Source organism: Acidobacteriota bacterium (assembly GCA_035471785.1).
Taxonomy (GTDB): Bacteria; Acidobacteriota; UBA6911; order RPQK01; family DATIPO01; genus JANQFM01.
This window is the reverse complement of sequence record DATIPQ010000072.1, coordinates 1-15,298: the sequence shown is the minus strand read 5'-3', so window position 1 is coordinate 15,298 and position 15,298 is coordinate 1. Positions and strand designations below refer to the sequence as shown.

Here is a 15,298-nt window from a genome sequence, read left to right as displayed (position 1 = left end):
CTCCTCGCCGGCCTTGCAGGATTTACCCCCGCCCCCCGCGCAGCGCTTGCCCCAACCACAGGGGAAGAACGGGTTTGGACAGATAGACGAGATCCTGTTTGAGCGACCAGCGACTGACGTAATGCAGGTCCCTGCCGCCAGGGGATGAGGACTCGCCGGCTTCCTTGAAGAACAGCCAGGGACCCTTCAAGCCCGGTTTCATGGCGAAACGGCGAAGCTGCCGCCACTTGCTCCCGGAAGCCATTTCAGCCGTAGTGACGGGGCAGGGGCCGACCAGGCTCATCTCTCCCTTGATCACGTTGATCAGTTGAGGCAGGCGGTCCAGCCCGGTGCTGGACAGGAATCCGCGTTGGCTGCGGGTGTTGAATTGGCGTGCTCTAAACGGCTTGTAGTGCATCCCCACGAATTCGTACACGCGGAAGACCTCTCCCCGGCCGGACTGGCGGCGCTTGATGGCGTAGGCAATGAGGGGAAAAAGAGGCAGACAAAGAATCAGCAGCGCAGTGCCGCCGAAGATGTCCACGGCCCGCTTGAAGAGCAATCTGGGACTCTGACGCGGAAGTTGCGGCACACGCGACAACACGCTGGCCTGAGGCTCAGCCGACAGGCAGGTCTTGAATTTCATAATCGTCTCGCTTTTCTGGCGCTCGCGCCCAGCCAAGTCTAAGCTCCCTGCAGCCGAGCGCAGGTGATCCGAGTCACCCTGCAGCGACTTTGAAGGGATTGCTTCAGCCCGAGATTTCGTGGGCTTCGCCCGCGCCCCGGGGGACGCGGATGGCTTCCACCATTTCCTGCACCTGGGGCGGGGGCGGGGGAGTGAGACGGGAAATCGTAAGGGTGACCACGAAATTGATCATCATGCCGATGGTGCCGATTCCTTCCGGCGAGATGCCCAGAAACCAGTTCTCCGCAGAGTTCAACTGGGGATAAGCGAACTTGAAGTAGACGATATAGCCCGCCGTGAAAGCCAGACCGGTCAGCATTCCGGGAATGGCGCCCTGCTTGTTGACCCGCTTGGAGAAGATGCCCAACACCAGCACCGGAAAGAACGAAGCGGCCGCCAGTCCGAAGGCGAAGGCCACCACCTCGGCCACGAATCCGGGAGGACGAATGCCGAAGTAGCCGGCCACGCAGACGGCCAGTCCCGCCGTAATCCGGGCCGCCCGCAACTCTCCCTTTTCGCTGATGCCGGGACGCAGCCATTTCTTGAGCAGATCGTGAGAGACCGAGGCCGAAAGCACCAGCAGCAGTCCGGCGGCGGTGGAAAGGGCCGCCGCCAGTCCGCCCGCCGCCACCAGTCCAGCCACCCAGTCGGGAAGCCGGGCGATCTCGGGATTGGCCAGCACCATGATGTCGCGGTCGATGGTCAGTTCGTTCTCGAGTGGCGAGTCCGGCCCCACATACTGGATCACGCCGTCGCCGTTGTGATCGTTGAATGTGATGAGCCCGGTGGTCTCCCACTTCTTGAACCAATGAGGCACGTCCTCATAGCGGGTGTTGGGTATGGTTTCCAGCAGGTTGGTGCGGGCGAAGGCCGCCACCGCCGGAGCCGCCGTGTAGAGGAGGGCGATGAAGACCAGTGCCCAACCCGCCGAACTGCGGGCCGCCGAGACCCGGGCCACGGTGTAGAAGCGCACGATGACATGAGGCAATCCGGCGGTCCCTATCATCAGGGCCAGGGTGATGAAGAGGACGTCCAGGGTGCCTTTCTGCCCTGAAGTGTAGGCGGCGAAGCCGAGTTCCTGGCCCAGCCCGTCCAGCCGATCGAGCAGGTAGGTTCCCGACCCGTCAGCCAGGGTGCCGCCGAATCCCAGTTGGGGAATGGCCGTGCCGGTCATGAGAAGGGAGATGAAAATGGCCGGGACCAGGTAGGCGAAGATGAGGACGCAATACTGGGCGACCTGGGTATAGGTGATGCCCTTCATGCCTCCCAGCACGGCGTAGAAGAAGACGATGCCCATGCCCACCGCCACGCCGTAGCTGACGTCGATATCCAGGAAGCGCGAGAAGACGATTCCCACCCCGCGCATCTGGCCGGCCACGTAGGTGAAGGAGATGAAGATGGCGCAGATGACCGCCACTACCCGGGCCATCTGGGAATAGTAACGGTCTCCCACGAAGTCGGGCACCGTGTACTGACCGAATTTACGCAAGTAGGGCGCCAGCAGCAGGGCCAGCAGCACGTAGCCGCCCGTCCAGCCCATCAGGTAGACCGAGCCGTCGCGTCCCATGAAGGAGATGACCCCGGCCATGGAGATGAAAGAAGCCGCCGACATCCAGTCGGCCGCCGTGGCCATGCCGTTGACCACCGAAGGAACCCGGTTGCCGGCCACGTAGAAGTCGCTGGTGGAGCGGGCCTTGGACCAGATGGCAACCGCGATGTAGAGGGCGAAGGACAGACCCACGAGGACGAATGTCCAGGCTTGGACGTTCATCCCCCGCCCTCCTGACGGTCGTCCACGTCATATTGCCGGTCCAGCCGGTTCATCAGCCGCACGTAGACGAAGATCAGGATGACGAAGACCACAATCGATCCCTGCTGGGAGAACCAGAAGCCCAGCTTGAATCCGCCCACTCGGAACTGGTCGAGCCAGTCGGCGAAGACGATGCTCAGCCCAGCCGAAACGGCCAGCCAAATGCTGAGCAGCAAGGTCAAGTACTTGAGATTGGCCTTCCAGTAGCCTTCGTGCGAGTTGGCCGACATCCGCTTCCTCCCCTCAAAGCAGCCCGAAAAAGTCCGACCAAGGGTAGCGGGATTTCCTCCGGGCGACAAGAGCGGTTCGACAATCCACAGCCTTCCATTGAACCTTTGCAAACCCCCCTCTGTTCAGTTTTCTGCAAAACATCCAAAGAGGTTCGATTACGGCTTCGCAATAGCGCTGGCGTCCCCTCTTGTGCTGGCGCAGCAGTCCCGCATTCTCCAAGACCCGCAGGTGTTTGGAGAATCCTGACGGTGACAGCTCGAAGGGCTCTTTCAAGTCTCCCACCGTCCTCTGCCCGTCCACCAGGCGAGCCAAGATAGCCCGGCGCGTCGGATCGGCGAGCGCTGAGAAGGTCAAGTTTAGCGGCTCACTATGTTTCACCATCTAGCGAAGTATCCGTGTCGGACAGCCTCTTGTCAAGCCTCACACGATTTTTCGCAGTATCCGGCACAGGCGCTGCGCCTGGAATAAGGAGCCAACTGCATCCAGGGTCAGTCCTCTTCTTTGGAGAACTTCGCCCATTGCCAGAGGCCGTTGGTGACGTTGCCTGGCAGACGATGGCCCATCTGCCGGCACAGCATCACGATCTGGCCGCGGTGGTGAGCTTCGTGGGCGATCAGGTAGGCGGCAAAATGAGCCACGTCGGGAGCCAAGTGGAACATGCCGGAGCGCCTCAGCAACCCGCCGTCCTCGAGAATGGCCCGGATGAGAGCGGACACCGCAGCCGCACTCTCGTCCAGCGCCGCTATCAATTCCTCCCGCTCCACGCGGTAGCGGCTGACCTTGTCGGGAAGCGGCAGGCCCAACGGCTTGCCCAGGCCGTTGACGTACATGCAGCGGCAGTTGTGAATGTGCCCGCAGATCATGCGGATGGTGCGCCGGGGCATGCCCGGCAGCTTCTCCCCCCATACCTCGTCATTCAACTCCTCCACCAGAAAGCGGGTGGCCCGGCTGCCGGTTCGCCAGCTTTGCAGGATGGCTTCTGGGAGTTCAAGATCCATGATGAGGTTCCCGGCCGCGTTTCAAAGCGCTGGTTCACCTGCCTGTGAGAACTTCCCTCATGCTAGCATGCGAGTGACATTCGGATGAACCGCGGCCAGAGCCTGATCTTCAGCGTGAACTTGAGGCCCGCGCGCGGGGACGCTTTTGGCCACGGCTCTGCTGGCCTGTCTGATCCCGGCTCTGCACGCCACCCGCATCGACCCCGTCCGCTCGCTGCGCCGCGAGTCAGATCAATCCACGTCTTCGAAGTGAGTGAGGCGGCGGAACTCTTTGTAGCGCAGGCCGACTTCGGTGAAGGTGAGTTCCTTGAGGCGCTCCAGGGAGAAGCGTTCCACGTTGAAGCTGGCCATCACCGAACCGAAGATGATGGCCTGGCGAAGGGCGGCGGTGTCGGCTCGGTCGCTGCCCGCCAGGTAGCCCATGAAACCGCCGGCGAAGCTGTCCCCGGCTCCGGTGGGGTCGAAAATCTCCTCCAGCGGATAGCCGGGAACGGCGAAGGCCGAAACGCCGTTGTCCTGGTCGCGGGCTTGACTGTCGCGCCGGAACATGAGGACTCCGTACTCCCCCCGCTTGATGACCAGCGTATGGGGGCCCCAGTCGAGGATGCGGCGCGCCGCCCGCACGATGTTGGACTCGTTGGCCAACTGGCGGGTTTCGGCGTCGTTGATGAGAAGGACGTCGATCTGGGCGATGGTCTGGCGCAAGGAGTCGAGATGATCGTTGATCCAGTAGTTCATGGTGTCGCAGGCCACCAGTTTGGGATTCCTGACCTGAGAGAGCACCTCGCGCTGCAGCACGGGATCGATGTTGCCCAGGAAAACGTACTGGGCGTCGCGGTAAGCCTCTGGAATCTCGGGATGGAAATCGGCGAAGACGTTGAGCTGGGTGTCCAGGGTATGAGCCTCGTTGAGGTCATATCCGTACTTGCCGGCCCAGAAAAAGGTTTCGCCCTCCACTACCTGCAGCCCCTCCAGGTCGATGTCCTTGGACTCCAGCATCTCGATATGCTCCTTCTCGAAGTCCTTCCCTACACATCCCACCAGGAAGACCTTGGTGAAGAAGCTGGCCGAGACGCTGAAGTAGGTGGCTGAACCTCCCAAAGCCCGCTCGACTTTGCCGAACGGGGTCTCGACAGAGTCGTAAGCGACGGATCCGACTGCGAGTATTTCCGGCATAAGGGGCGGAGTTTATTCGATGTAGTCGCCGATGATCAAGCTGAGGCGCTTCCTGGCTTTCTCGCTGATCTTGTCGGGAGAGGTGATGATGGCGTCCTTGAGAGCATGGCGGCAGGAGCAGTCGGCCCGGGGGTCGATACGCTTGACGGCGGCCTTGATCAACTTCTGGGCGTTTTCGCTGTTTTGGGTCAGATAGCGGATGATGTCCTCAACGGTGACGGCGTCGTGGTCCTGGTGCCAGCAGTCGTAGTCGGTGACCATGGCGATGGTCAGGTAGCAGATCTCGGCCTCGCGGGCCAGCTTGGCTTCCTGCAGGTTGGTCATCCCGATGACCGAAGCGCCCCAACTGCGGTAGAGGTGCGATTCGGCGCGCGTCGAGAAGGCGGGTCCTTCCATGCACACGTAGGTGCCGCCGCGATGGAGCGGCAGTCCGATGTCGCCCGAGGCCGCCTGGACCTCCAAGGCCAAGGAATCGCAGAGCGGATCGGCGAAGCTGATATGCGCCACAACGCCTTCGCCGAAGAAGGTCGAGGCGCGCAGGCGGGTACGGTCGATGAACTGGTCGGGCAGCAGAAAGTCCATGGGCTTGTGCTCGGCTCTCAGCGAACCCACGGCGCTGGCCGAGAGGATCTTGCTCACGCCCAGCTTCTTGAATCCGTAGATATTGGCGCGGAAGTTGAGTTCGCTGGGAGTCAGCACATGTCCCCGTCCATGGCGGGCCAGGAAGGCCACCTTGCGGCCTTCCAGCTCTCCCAGGATGTAGGCGTCGCTGGGACGGCCGAAGGGCGTCTCGAGTCGGGCCTCCCCCTTTTCCTCCAGGCCCTCCATGTCGTAGAGTCCGCTTCCGCCGATGATTCCGATTTCTGCTTGCATGGTGATCTCCGTCTCTTCTATGGGGTGTGCCGCCCTTCAGAACAGGTCGAGTTTCTCTACACCGTAGCGGCCCTTGTTGTAGGTGAGGCGACCGGTGGGACGGTCGTGGTCGTGCTCGAAAAAGACCACCCACTCTTCTTCAAGCGCTCGAGGATAGATCTTTTTGCGCGAATCGAGGGTGGTGAGGGGATAGAGGTCGTAGCCCATGATCCAGGGCAGCGGGACGTGGGTCTGGGTGGGGCACAAGTCGGCGATGTAGAAAAGCTTTCGCCCCCCCGAGGAGATGAGCACCGACTGGTGCCCCAGCGTATGTCCGGGCGTGGGTATCAGGGTCAGGCCGGGAATCACTTCGAGCTCGCCTTTCACGGTCTGCAACTGGCCGCTCTGCTGAAGAGGCCGCCAGTGATCGGGATTGTAGCTGGCCTTGTTGCGCTCGGTAGGGTGCCCGGCGTCGTGCAGCTCGCGCTCCTGCACCAGGTAGCGGGCGTTGGGAAAGGCGGGCCGCAGCGTCCCGTCTTTATCTCGACGCGTGTTGCCCCCGGCGTGATCGAAGTGAAGGTGGGTATTGACGACGATGTCGATTTCCTCGGGTCCCAGCCCAGCCTGAGTCCGCAGTTGCTCCTGCAGGCGTTTTTCATGCTCGATGCGGTAGATCTTCTTTTCCTTGTCGCTGAAGAGGTTTCCGCAGCCGCTGTCGATGAGCAGGTTGACGTCGCCCGACTGAACCAGCAGGCAATTCATGCCCAGGCGAATGCGGTTGGACTCGTCGCTGGGGGTGAGGCGGCTCCATAGAGGCTTGGGAACCACCCCGAACATGGCTCCGCCGTCCAGCCACAGGCAGCCGTCGGAGACCAACTCCAGATTGAGGTCTCCCCAACGCATCAAGACTCCTCGCCCGAGGGCTGGCTCTGACAGAGTTCGATCAGCACTCCTCCGGTGGAATCGGGATGGATAAAGGCGATAAGGCTGCCTTCGGCTCCCTCGCGGGGTTGCTCGTCCACCAGGCGGATGTTGTTTTCCTTGAGCTTGGCCAGCGCCTCAGCGATGTCTCCTACCTCGAAGGTGAGGTGATGGATGCCTTCGCCCCGCTTGTTGATGAACCGGGCCACGGCAGATTCTTCGCCCAGCGGCTCGATCAGTTCCACCGCCGACTCGCCCACCTTGAGCATGGCCACCTTGACGTTCTGGTCCCTGACCACTTCGACGGCGTCCATCTCCAGTCCCAGCAGCTTGTAGAACTCCGCAACCACTCCGATGGACTCGGTGGCGATACCGACATGGGCGATCTTCTTAATCATGTTCGTGCTCCTCCGTCGCGGACGCCAGCAGGCGATCCAGAATGGTATACGGATCGGACTTTCTCTGCATCCATTCCCGCGCCGATTCATCCAGGCGCTGCGGCGGGATGTTCTTCAAGGCCCCCTGCAAGAGCCGGTCGCGCAGCATTTCGAGCAGCCGCTCCCGGTAGAGATGATGAGTACGCGGCGAAGGCTCCTGGCGCGACTGCAGATGACTGCGGTAGCTCTTCAGAGCCTGGACCAACTCCGTCAAGCCGGAACCGCTGGTGGCCACCGTCTTGACGATAAGCGGCGTCCAGCCGTCGGGGCGTTCGCTCATCTGCAAGAGGGCCTTCAGTTCGGCTTCCGTCTTGCCCGCCTCGTCGCGGTCCGCCTTGTTGATGGCGAAGACGTCGGCGATTTCCATGATGCCGGCCTTGACGGCCTGGATGCCGTCGCCCATGCCGGGAACCAGGACGACCAATGTGGCATGGGCGGCCTTGGCGACGTCGACTTCGTCCTGCCCCACCCCCACCGTCTCCACGATGAGGATATCAAAGGCGGCGGCGTCAAGAACCATGAGCGCTTCCTGGACGGCCGAAGAGAGCCCCCCCATGCGTCCTCGGGTGGCCATGCTGCGGATGAAGACTCCGGAGTCGCGGGAAAGCCGCTGCATGCGCACCCGGTCGCCCAGAATGGCGCCTCCGCTGAAAGGGGAGGTGGGATCCACGGCCAGGATAGCGACTTTGAGGCCCTGCTCGCGGTAGAGCTGGGCCAGGCCGTCCACCAAGGTGCTCTTTCCCGCCCCGGGCGAACCGGTGACGCCTACGATGAAGGCCTTGCCACCATGGGGATACAAACGGCGCATCAACTCGGTGGTGGCGGGTCCGGGACGGTTCTCGACCTGACTCAAGGTGCGGGCCAAGGTGCGCGGGTCGGCGCTCAGGATGCGCTCCACCTGCCCCTCGATGGCGGCCTCTTCAAAGGCGTCCTCAGCGGTCATGCTCCCACCTTCAACCTTGCCCTGGGCGTCCTTCACTTGAGCAATTCCCGCGCGATCACCAAGCGCTGGATTTCGCTGGTGCCTTCGCCGATGGTGGTCAACTTGGCATCGCGCCAGTACTTCTCGGGCGGGTAGTCCTTGATGTAGCCGTAACCTCCGTGAATCTGGATGGCCTTGTCAGCGGCCCAGGTGGAGGTTTCGCTGGCGTACAGTTTGGCCATCGAGGATTCCTTGGGACAGGCCCCTTTTTCCTGCTTGAGGCGGGCGGCGTTGTAGGTCAGCAGGCGGGCCGCCTCGATGCGGGTGGCCATCTCGGCAAGGTACCACTGGATTCCCTGAAACTTGGCGATGGGCCGATCGAACTGCTCCCGCTCCTGAGCGTATTTGATGCTGCATTCCAGCGCACCTTGAGCGATGCCCAGCGCCATCGAAGCGATGGAAATGCGTCCGCCGTCCAGCACTTTGAGCGCCGAAACGAACCCTTCGTGGAGCGGACCCAGCAGGGCTTCATCGGGGACGAAGCAGTCGTCCAGGTTGAGGCTGGCCGTATCTGAAGAGCGGCAGCCCAGCTTGTTTTCCTTCTTGGCCGGAATCAGGCCCTCGTTGCCGCCTTCCACGATGAAGGCCGAGATGCCGTGAGTCCCCTGGTCGGGGGCGGTGACGGCCATAATCACGTAGATGTCGGCGTAAGTGGCGTGAGTGCAGAAGTTCTTGGAGCCGTTGAGAACCCAGCCCCCTTCGGCTTTCTCGGCCCGGGTGCGGCATCCGGCCGCGTCGCTGCCCGAGCCGGGCTCGGTCAGGGCCCAGGCCCCCAGATGCTCCCCCGAAGCCAGCTTGGGCAGGTATTTTTCCTTCTGCTGCCGGTTGCCCTCGAGGACGATGTGGCCCGTGCAGAGGGAATTATGAGCGGCCACCGAAAGAGCGATCGATCCGTCGACACGGGCGATCTCCTCGATGACGATGACGTATTCGGGATAGCCCATGCCGGCGCCGCCATATTGGGAATCGACCAGGACGCCCAGCAGTCCCATCTCGCCCAATTGCTTCATGGTATCGAGGGGGAAGATCTGCTTTTCGTCCCATTCCAGGGAGTGGGGCCCGATCTCGGCCCGGGCGAAATCGCGGACGGTTTCGCGCAGGATTTGTTGTTCTTGGGTGTCTTCGTAATTCACCGCGATATCTTATCAGAAGCAAGGCATTAGACACCCCGCGAGGCAATGCAAGAGCGGGCCAAGGCCCCGCTGCAGGGGCGAGGCTCATTCGTAGCGCAAGCACTCGATAGGGTCGAGCAAAGCTGCCTTAAAGGCCGGAAAAACACCGAAAATCAAGCCTACTGCTGCCGAAACGCCCAGGGCCGTGGCCAGGGCCCACATGGGCACGAAGCTGGTTACGCTGAAAAGCGCCAGCACCAATAGGAATCCTAAAGGGACGGCGACGATCACTCCCACCAAACCGCCCACCACGGTCAGCGTCATGGCCTCGAAGAGAAACTGGAAGACGATATCGGCCCGCCGGGCGCCCAGCGCTTTGCGCACGCCGATTTCCCGCGTCCGTTCGGTAACCGAAACCAGCATGATGTTCATGACCCCGATACCCCCCACCAGCAACGCCACTCCCGCCACGCCAAGGGTGAGCAGGGTCAGGGCATAGGTCAGTTGGTCATAGATCTCCACAACGGTGTCGTAAGTGACCAGGGAGAAGTTGTTGTCGTCGCCGGCCTTCAGCCCCCGCAGACGGCGCAGGATCTCCTCGGTCTCGTCATGGGCCTCCGCCAGTTGGTTGGGGCGGGCCCGCACCACGATCTGCAGGAACTCGTTGCGCGGATAGAGCTTCTTGAAGGTGCGGTAGGGAATGAAGACCGAGCTGTCCAGTCTGCTGGAGCCGTCCAGCCCCTCCTTGCCCTTGTCGAGAATGCCTACGATGAAGAACTCCTGCCCCTGGATGCGGATCGTCTTCCCCAGGACATCGCTCTCTCGGGGATAGAGCGCTTCCACCACTGCGGGCCCGATCACCGCTACCGGGCGGCGGCCTTGCTCGTCCACCTCGCTGATAAAGCGGCCTCGGTTCAAAAGCAGAGTCGTGGTCTCGGCCAAGTTGGGAGAAACTCCGCCGAAATTGGCGCTGTGGAACTCCCTGGAGCGCGTCTTGACGACGGGGTCGGCGCCAAAGGACTGGTAGGCCACGTCGCGTATGTGCTGCGACTGCTCTTTAAGCGCGTCGACGTAGGAAACCTCCATGGGGTCGTTCAGCCTCTCCTGCGCGCGGCGCCCCACCTGCACGCCGACGGCGAACTGAATGACGTAGATGTTGTCGGTTCCGAATTGCTCCACCTGGGAAAGCACCTGGTAGCGAAGTCCTGTGAGGATGGACGCCACCACGATCACCACACCCACTCCCAGGACCACACCCAGCACCGTCAGCGAACTGCGCAGCTTGTAGGCGCGAAGGTTCTCCAGCCCCATGCGGATGTTTTCGAAATACTGATGCACCGTCATTGGCCTATCCTCATCGATCAGCCGACAAGGCCATAATGGGATCCATCCTGGCCGCTTTGAAGGCCGGGTAGAGCCCTGCCAGGAGGCCGATTCCCGCCGACACCGCCAAAGAGGAAACCACGTAAATCGGGCTGATCTCCATGGGGAACCCGGCCAGCAACTCGATCAGAGAGGTGACTCCCCAAGCCAGCAGCATGCCCACCATGCCTCCCAGACTGCCCAGGAAGATGGACTCCACCAAAAATTGCAGCAAGATGTCGCGTTTGCGGGCGCCCAGCGATTTGCGCAGCCCGATTTCGAAGGTCCGCTCGGTGACCGAAACCAGCATGATGTTCATGACCACGATTCCGCCTACCAGCAGCGCGATCAGGGTGATGGGTGCCACGGCCAACTGCACGAAGCCGCCCACATCCTGAATGATCTGGTTGATCTCTTCAGTGGAGAGCAGCCCGAAGTCGTCGGCCTCGCCGGGCCCCAGTTTGTGGCGCACGCGCATGGCCACGCGCACCTGGTCCATGGCCTCCTGAAAGAGCCCGGCACGGGAGCTGCCGCGGATGCTGATGCTGCGGCGAGTACCGTACATCTTCTGGAAAGTGGAGATGGGCACATAAATCTGGTTGTCCAGGGACTGACCGAAGGTCGAGCCTTGCTCCTCCAAGACTCCCACCACCCTCAGGTTGTAGCCTGTCATCTTGACGGTTTGGCCGAGTGGGTCGAGGTTGGGGAAAAGCTGCTCGACGATGTCGGGCCCGATGACCGTTACGTAACGCGAGCGCCGCACGTCGTCAGGGCTGAGGAAGCGCCCTTCTGCAACCTCGAAAGTGGAGACCAGGATCGAATTTGATGTCGTGCCGTAGATGGTCACGCCGGGCTGTTCCAGGTTTCCCCGGGTGATCGTCTGGACGCTGGTCAGGTAGGCGGCCATCTCGCTGCAGGCGGGGCAGCGGCGGCGCACAAACTCGTAGTCGTCCAGCGTAAGGCGGGGATTGCGGCGCTGGGCGCGGCGCACCTCCTCCTGGCTGAGGTTGGGCGCGATGCGGTTGAGGGTGAAGGTATTCCCGCCTAAGGCGCCTGATACGGAGTCGACCACATATTGTTCGGCCCCTTCGATGCCCGCGCCCACCACCACCACCGAGCTGACCCCTATGATCACTCCCAACAAGGTCAGAAAAGCTCTCAACTTGTGGGCCCAAATGGAGTCCAGCGCCAGCCGGACCATTTCATAACTGAGGCTGCTGCGGTGTTCCATCCCTCTTGATCCTCGCCCTCCGGGCCTGCAACCCGGACTCGCCCATTGCCTACGGTCGGCGCCCCGCCGGCATTCGATTGAAGATCGCGAAAATAAGGGCGTTCAAGCAGATAGTAACATTGACGGCAGCGATTGCGAACTCGGCCAGGAGGTGCGGGCCGCATTGCCGCAAAGCGGGCAAAGACGCTAAAATGAAAGGCTTAGGAGTGAGCAACCGATGCCCGAGAACGACGTTTACCAGCCCGAGAATCCCGTGCGCATCGTGACCGCCGCAGCCCTTTTCGACGGCCATGACGCCGCCATCAACGTGATGCGCCGCCTCATGCAGGCCAGCGGAGCCGAGGTCATCCACCTGGGGCACAACCGCAGCGTCGAGGAGATCGTCAACGCCGCCATCCAGGAAGACGCCCAGGGAGTGGCCATCACCAGCTACCAGGGCGGTCATATGGAGTACTTCAAGTACCTTCGCCGCATGCTGGATGAAAAGGGCGCTCAGCACGTGCGCATTTACGGCGGGGGCGGGGGCGTCATCGTGCCCTCTGAGATCCGCCGACTGCAGGAAGCCGGCATCCAACGCATCTTCTCGCCCGAGGACGGACGCCGGTTGGGGCTGCAAGGCATGATCAACGAGGTGCTGAAGGGATGCGATTTCGATACCCGCGACTTCAAACCCGAGAACAACGGCTTCTACCAGCCGCTGGCACGCCGCATCACGGCGGTCGAGTTGGAGCCGGCCGCTTCCAGGCAGGAGGCCCAGGCTGAAGGCAAGGCCCCCGTGATCGGGCTGACCGGAACAGGCGGCGCCGGCAAGAGCAGTCTCACCGACGAACTGGTACGCCGTTTCCTCAGCGACTTTAAAGACAAGCGAGTCGCCGTGCTGTCGGTCGATCCCACCCGCAGGCGTACCGGCGGAGCGCTGCTGGGCGACCGCATCCGTTTCAACAGCCTCAAGAACCCGCGTGTCTATATGCGTTCGCTGGCCACCCGGGGCGCCCGCGGCGAGCTGTCCCAAGCCATTCAGCCGGTGCTTGAGGAAGTCTCGCAGGCGGGATTCGACCTGGTGCTGCTGGAAACGGCGGGCATCGGCCAAGGCGACAGCGCCATTGCCCAGATCAGCGACCTTTCCCTCTACGTGATGACGGCCGAATTCGGCGCTCCCACCCAGTTGGAAAAGATCGAGATGCTGGACTACGCCGATTTCGTGGTCATCAACAAGTTCACCCGCCGGGGAAGCGCCGACGCTTTGCGCGAGGTGCGCAAGCAGGTGCAGCGCAATCGTCGGCTCTTTGACGTCGATCCCGCTGCGCTGCCGGTTTTCGGAACCAGCGCCGCCCACTTCAACGATGAGGGCGTCAACGCACTCTACGCCCACCTGGTCAAGGCCCTCAACGAGCGTTTCGATTTGGGCTGGGAAAGCCGTTACGAAGCCGATGAAAGACGCCAAACGGACACCTCCCAGCACGTCATCCCGGCCGAGCGCGAGCGCTACCTGAGCGAGATTTCGAAAAGCTGCCGCGACTACCGGCAGTGGGCCCGCCGGCAATCCGAAGTGGCGGCCGACCTGCAGGCCCTGGCCCATTCGGTGGCCTTGCTGGGAGGACCCGAAAAGCCCCGCTTGCAGCCTTACACGTCCCAGGACATCGAAGACGCCACAGCGGCCCAGTCCGACCTGATGGAGGCCTTCAACCGCCAGTTGCAGCGCCTCGATGAAGGTTGCCGCAGCCTGCTCGAGGAATGGGACGACTGGAGCGAGCGCTACCGGCGCGAGGAGTTCGTCTACCACGTGCGGGGACGCGAGGTGAGGGTCGAGAACTTCCACACCACGCTTTCAGACAACAAGGTGCCCAAGGTGTCCATGCCGCGCTTTCGGGGACTGGGCGACCGCCTCTTCTGGCGCCTGAGCGAGAACGTGGCCGGCGAGTTTCCCTACACCGCCGGTGTCTTTCCCTTCAAGCGCAAGGCCGAAGACCCCACCCGGATGTTCGCGGGTGAAGGTCCCGCCGAACGCACCAACCGGCGCTTCCACCTGCTGGCCGACGAGCAGCCCGCCAAGAGGCTCTCGACGGCCTTCGACTCCATCACCCTCTACGGCGAAGAGCCCGACCGGCGTCCCGACATCTATGGCAAGATCGGCGAGAGCGGAGTGAGCGTCTTCACGGTAGAAGAGGCCGAGCGGCTCTACGCCGGCTTCGACCTGTGCGATCCCAAGACCTCGGTGTCGATGACCATCAACGGTCCCGCTCCCACCATCCTGGCCTTTTTCATGACCGCGGCGGTGCGTCAGCAGTGCCGGCTCTTCCTGCGCAGCCAGGGACGCCTTGACATCGGACCCGAGGAATGCTTGCAGCCCGACGCCGAGCGCGGCGCCACCTGGCAAGAAACGCGGGCGCTGCTGAGCGACGAAGAGTATCGTCAAGTACACGAGAAAACCCTTTCCCAGGTGAGGGGAACGGTACAGGCCGACATCCTCAAGGAGGACCAGGGACAGAACACCTGCATTTTCTCCACCGAGTTCGCCCTGCGCATGATGGGCGACGTCCAGCAGTACTTCATCGACCACAAGGTGCGCAACTTCTACAGCGTCTCCATCAGCGGCTACCACATCGCCGAGGCGGGAGCCAATCCCATCCACCAGTTGGCCTATACCCTGGCCAACGGATTCACCTACGTCGAGTACTACCTCTCGCGGGGCATGGACATCGACGCCTTCGCCCCCAACTTGAGCTTCTTCTTCAGCAACGGGATGGACGCCGAATACAGCGTCATCGGCCGGGTGGCCAGGCGCGTCTGGTCGGTGGCCATGAAGCGCCTCTACAACGGAAACGAGCGCAGCCAGAAGCTCAAGTACCACATCCAGACCAGCGGGCGCAGCCTGCATGCCCAGGAGATCGAGTTCAACGACATCCGCACCACCCTGCAAGCCCTGCTGGCCATCTACGACAACGCCCAAAGCCTGCATACCAACGCCTACGACGAGGCCATTACCACTCCCACCCAGGAATCGGTGCGCCGGGCCATGGCCATCCAGTTGATCATCAACCGCGAGTTCGGCCTCACCAAGTGCGAAAACGCCACCCAGGGCAGCTTCATCATCGAGGAGCTGACCGATCTGGTTGAAGAAGAAGTGCTCGAGGAGTTCGACCGCCTGACCGAGCGGGGAGGCGTGTTGGGCGCCATGGAGCTGCAGTACCAGCGGGGACAGATCCAGGACGATTCCCTCAAATACGAGCAGCTCAAGCATTCCGGCCGACTGCCCATCGTCGGAGTCAATACCTTTCTGGCCAAAGAGCCCGAAGAAAGTTCGGAGGAAAAAGAGGTCGAGCTGACGCGCGCCACTCAAGAAGAGAAGGAGGAGTGCATCCGCCGCCTGCGCGAGTTCCAGGAGCGCAATCGCGAGCAGGCATCCGACGCCTTGCGTTCATTGAAGGAGACGGCCCTCAGCGGCGGCAACATCTTCCAGGAACTGATGCGGGCCTGCCAGTACTGCAGCCTGGGACAAATCACCCACGCCCTCTACGAAGT

The 15,298-nt window shown here is 62.2% G+C and carries 14 protein-coding genes; 1 reads left to right on the top strand and 13 read right to left on the bottom strand.

Annotation, left to right across the window (positions count from 1 at the left end):
- Positions 1-22: 22 nt before the first annotated feature.
- From VLU25_10130 to VLU25_10070, 13 genes are all read right to left on the bottom strand, one after another.
- Positions 23-625: a sugar transferase gene (locus VLU25_10130; GenBank protein HSR68288.1), complete on the bottom strand. Its 603-nt coding sequence runs from the start codon at positions 623-625 to the stop codon at positions 23-25.
- Between the two features lie 103 nt (positions 626-728).
- Positions 729-2,435 (bottom strand): sodium:solute symporter family protein, encoded by a 1,707-nt coding sequence (locus VLU25_10125; GenBank protein HSR68287.1) that lies wholly within the window; start codon positions 2,433-2,435, stop codon positions 729-731.
- Positions 2,432-2,704: a DUF4212 domain-containing protein gene (locus VLU25_10120; GenBank protein HSR68286.1), complete on the bottom strand. Its 273-nt coding sequence runs from the start codon at positions 2,702-2,704 to the stop codon at positions 2,432-2,434. The genes VLU25_10125 and VLU25_10120 overlap by 4 nt, the downstream gene beginning before the upstream one ends.
- Before the next feature lie 13 nt (positions 2,705-2,717).
- Positions 2,718-3,086 (bottom strand): metalloregulator ArsR/SmtB family transcription factor, encoded by a 369-nt coding sequence (locus tag VLU25_10115; GenBank protein HSR68285.1) that lies wholly within the window; start codon positions 3,084-3,086, stop codon positions 2,718-2,720.
- A 107-nt stretch (positions 3,087-3,193) separates the two neighbouring features.
- Positions 3,194-3,703 carry a DinB family protein gene (locus tag VLU25_10110; protein HSR68284.1) on the bottom strand — a complete coding sequence of 170 codons (510 nt, stop codon included), beginning with the start codon at positions 3,701-3,703 and terminating at the stop codon, positions 3,194-3,196.
- Positions 3,704-3,934: 231 nt separating this feature from the next.
- The gene (locus VLU25_10105; protein HSR68283.1) at positions 3,935-4,879 is read right to left on the bottom strand and encodes a PfkB family carbohydrate kinase; all 945 of its coding nucleotides are present in this window, start codon (positions 4,877-4,879) and stop codon (positions 3,935-3,937) included.
- A 12-nt stretch (positions 4,880-4,891) separates the two neighbouring features.
- On the bottom strand, positions 4,892-5,752 hold the full coding sequence (gene mtnP / locus VLU25_10100; GenBank protein HSR68282.1) for an S-methyl-5'-thioadenosine phosphorylase: 861 nt from the start codon (positions 5,750-5,752) through the stop codon (positions 4,892-4,894).
- A 36-nt stretch (positions 5,753-5,788) separates the two neighbouring features.
- A complete protein-coding gene (locus VLU25_10095) occupies positions 5,789-6,634 on the bottom strand; it encodes an MBL fold metallo-hydrolase (protein HSR68281.1) in 846 nt (281 codons plus the stop codon).
- Positions 6,634-7,050, bottom strand: a complete 417-nt coding sequence (gene mce / locus VLU25_10090) for a methylmalonyl-CoA epimerase (GenBank protein HSR68280.1) — start codon at positions 7,048-7,050, stop codon at positions 6,634-6,636. The genes VLU25_10095 and mce overlap by 1 nt, the downstream gene beginning before the upstream one ends.
- Positions 7,043-8,032 (bottom strand): methylmalonyl Co-A mutase-associated GTPase MeaB, encoded by a 990-nt coding sequence (gene meaB / locus VLU25_10085; protein HSR68279.1) that lies wholly within the window; start codon positions 8,030-8,032, stop codon positions 7,043-7,045. The genes mce and meaB overlap by 8 nt, the downstream gene beginning before the upstream one ends.
- Before the next feature lie 32 nt (positions 8,033-8,064).
- Entirely contained in the window at positions 8,065-9,204 is a 1,140-nt protein-coding gene (locus VLU25_10080; GenBank protein HSR68278.1) for an acyl-CoA dehydrogenase family protein, read from the bottom strand.
- 84 nt (positions 9,205-9,288) lie between these two features.
- Positions 9,289-10,527 (bottom strand): ABC transporter permease, encoded by a 1,239-nt coding sequence (locus VLU25_10075; protein HSR68277.1) that lies wholly within the window; start codon positions 10,525-10,527, stop codon positions 9,289-9,291.
- A 10-nt stretch (positions 10,528-10,537) separates the two neighbouring features.
- Positions 10,538-11,776 carry an ABC transporter permease gene (locus VLU25_10070; GenBank protein HSR68276.1) on the bottom strand — a complete coding sequence of 413 codons (1,239 nt, stop codon included), beginning with the start codon at positions 11,774-11,776 and terminating at the stop codon, positions 10,538-10,540.
- A 217-nt stretch (positions 11,777-11,993) separates the two neighbouring features.
- Between VLU25_10070 and icmF the strand changes: the two genes are divergently transcribed.
- Positions 11,994-15,298: fused isobutyryl-CoA mutase/GTPase IcmF (gene icmF / locus VLU25_10065; GenBank protein HSR68275.1), on the top strand; the 3,305-nt coding region annotated here is incomplete at its 3' end.

Bases quoted from the DNA above. Each gene is read 5' to 3' on its own strand.
- meaB (HSR68279.1), bottom strand. From the start codon at position 8,032: ATGACCGCTGAGGACGCCTTTGAAGAGGCCGCCATCGAGGGGCAGGTG.
- mtnP (HSR68282.1), bottom strand. From the start codon at position 5,752: ATGCAAGCAGAAATCGGAATCATCGGCGGAAGCGGACTCTACGACATG.
- VLU25_10130 (HSR68288.1), bottom strand. From the start codon at position 625: ATGAAATTCAAGACCTGCCTGTCGGCTGAGCCTCAGGCCAGCGTGTTG.
- mce (HSR68280.1), bottom strand. From the start codon at position 7,050: ATGATTAAGAAGATCGCCCATGTCGGTATCGCCACCGAGTCCATCGGA.
- VLU25_10125 (HSR68287.1), bottom strand. From the start codon at position 2,435: ATGAACGTCCAAGCCTGGACATTCGTCCTCGTGGGTCTGTCCTTCGCC.
- VLU25_10115 (HSR68285.1), bottom strand. From the start codon at position 3,086: ATGGTGAAACATAGTGAGCCGCTAAACTTGACCTTCTCAGCGCTCGCC.
- VLU25_10110 (HSR68284.1), bottom strand. From the start codon at position 3,703: ATGGATCTTGAACTCCCAGAAGCCATCCTGCAAAGCTGGCGAACCGGC.
- VLU25_10105 (HSR68283.1), bottom strand. From the start codon at position 4,879: ATGCCGGAAATACTCGCAGTCGGATCCGTCGCTTACGACTCTGTCGAG.
- VLU25_10120 (HSR68286.1), bottom strand. From the start codon at position 2,704: ATGTCGGCCAACTCGCACGAAGGCTACTGGAAGGCCAATCTCAAGTAC.
- VLU25_10075 (HSR68277.1), bottom strand. From the start codon at position 10,527: ATGACGGTGCATCAGTATTTCGAAAACATCCGCATGGGGCTGGAGAAC.
- VLU25_10095 (HSR68281.1), bottom strand. From the start codon at position 6,634: ATGCGTTGGGGAGACCTCAATCTGGAGTTGGTCTCCGACGGCTGCCTG.
- VLU25_10070 (HSR68276.1), bottom strand. From the start codon at position 11,776: ATGGAACACCGCAGCAGCCTCAGTTATGAAATGGTCCGGCTGGCGCTG.